Below are 1,959 nucleotides of genomic sequence, written 5' to 3'. Positions count from 1 at the left end.
CAGCCTGAGCGGGATTGGGAGGTTTACCCCATACCCCGCTCAGGCTGAGCTTGTCGAAGGGTCCAGCACGCCCTGCCGATTGCGCACGAAAAAGCGCGCCGCCTTACAGCAGCGCGCTTTTTTCATCACCATCGGCTTGTCTGATCAGCCCAGCAGCTTCTTCGCGATCGCGCGCACATCGTCGCGCATGTCGGGACGATCGAGCGCGATCGCCAGCGTCGCTTCCACGAAGCCGACCTTCGAACCGCAGTCGAAACGGCGGCCGTTGAAGGTCACCGCATGAAACGGCTGCTGGCCGATCAGCTTGGCCATCGAATCGGTCAGCTGAATCTCGCCACCCGCGCCCTTCCCCTGCGTTTCAAGCAGACCCATCACTTCAGGCTGGAGGATATAGCGGCCCGAGACGATCTTGTTCGAAGGCGCCTCGTCCACCTTGGGCTTCTCGACCAGACCCTTGACCTCGGTGAGATTGCCCCGGCTCTCGCCGGGCGCGATCACGCCGTAGCTCGACACTTCCTCATGCGGCACTTCCAGCACCGAGACGAGGTTGCCGCCCACTTCGTTATAGGCCTCGATCATCTGCGCCATGCAGCCGGGCGTGCCGTACATCAGTTCGTCGGGCAGGAAGATCGCGAAAGGCTCATCCCCCACGACGGCGCGGGCGCACCATACCGCGTGGCCGAGGCCCAGCGGCACCTGCTGACGCACGGTGACGAGGTTGCCGGGCTGGATGCGGGTCGGCTCAAGCGGGTCGAGCGACTTGCCGCGCCCGGTCATCGTCGCTTCGAGTTCGTAAGCGGTATCGAAATGTTCGACGATCGCGGTCTTGCCACGGCCCGTCACGAAGACGAATTCCTCGATTCCGGCTTCGCGCGCCTCATCGACGGCGTATTGGATCAGAGGTCGATCGACGACCGGAAGAAGTTCCTTCGGAATCGCCTTGGTGGCGGGCAGGAAACGGGTGCCGAGACCGGCGACGGGAAAGACGGCTTTTCGGACCGGCTTGCGAAAGTTCGAGTCACTCATGGGTCTGGATAATGCCTCGCTCATGTTGCGGTTGCGTTTAAAGCCCGGAAATAGTCTTAGCGCAACAACCCCATGTTAATCTTACCGAACCCTTAATCCGCCGCGAAATTGCATCCGATCCCGTTGAAGCACGCGCGTTTGGCGCTAAAGGACGGTGATGGACAAGATCATCATCGAGGGCGGCAAGCGCCTTTCCGGCACCATTCCCGTTTCCGGCGCCAAGAACGCCGCGCTCACGCTGCTGCCCTGCGCGCTGCTGACCGAAGAACCGCTGACGCTGCGCAATCTGCCGCGTCTGGCGGATATCGACGGTTTCCAGCACCTGATGAACCAGTTCGGCGTCTCCACCGCGATCGCGGGCAGCCGTCCGGAAGACTTCGGCCGCGTCATGACCCTGCAGGGCACGCGCATCACCAGTTCGGTCGCGCCTTACGACCTCGTGCGCAAGATGCGCGCCTCGATCCTCGTCCTTGGACCGATGCTGGCGCGCATGGGCGAGGCGACCGTGTCGCTGCCCGGGGGCTGCGCCATCGGCAACCGCCCGATCGACCTGCACCTCAAGGTCATGGAAGCGCTGGGCGCGACGATCGAACTGGCCGCCGGTTACGTGCGCGCCATCGCCCCTGACGGTGGCCTGCCGGGCGGGCGCTACTCGTTCCCTGTCGTTTCCGTCGGCGCCACCGAGAACGCGCTGATGACCGCCGTGCTGTGCAAGGGCAAGTCCACCCTGCACAATGCCGCGCGCGAGCCCGAGATCGTCGATCTGTGCAACCTGCTCGTCGCGATGGGCGCGCAGATCGAGGGTATCGGCACGAGCGACCTCACCATCCACGGCGTCGACCGCCTCCACGGCGCGACCTACATGGTCATGCCCGACCGCATCGAGGCCGGCTCCTACGCCTGCGCCGCCGCCATCACCGGCGGGGGGGGGGG

The 1,959-nt window shown here is 64.5% G+C and carries 2 protein-coding genes; one reads left to right on the top strand and one right to left on the bottom strand.

The features are described from left to right. Positions 1-144: 144 nt before the first annotated feature. Positions 145-1,026, bottom strand: a complete 882-nt coding sequence (locus tag LH128_RS08060) for a UTP--glucose-1-phosphate uridylyltransferase (RefSeq protein WP_008829118.1) — start codon at positions 1,024-1,026, stop codon at positions 145-147. A gap of 157 nt (positions 1,027-1,183) precedes the next feature. Between LH128_RS08060 and LH128_RS08055 the strand changes: the two genes are divergently transcribed. Then, the coding region (locus LH128_RS08055; protein ID WP_008829117.1) for a UDP-N-acetylglucosamine 1-carboxyvinyltransferase at positions 1,184-1,959 on the top strand (776 nt) is incomplete at its 3' end.

The sequence above is a fragment of the Sphingomonas sp. LH128 genome, assembly GCF_000293195.2.
GTDB classification, from domain to species: Bacteria; Pseudomonadota; Alphaproteobacteria; order Sphingomonadales; family Sphingomonadaceae; genus Novosphingobium; species Novosphingobium resinovorum_A.
Note: the sequence above shows the minus strand (reverse complement) of the source record. Positions and strands in the feature narration are given on the sequence as shown.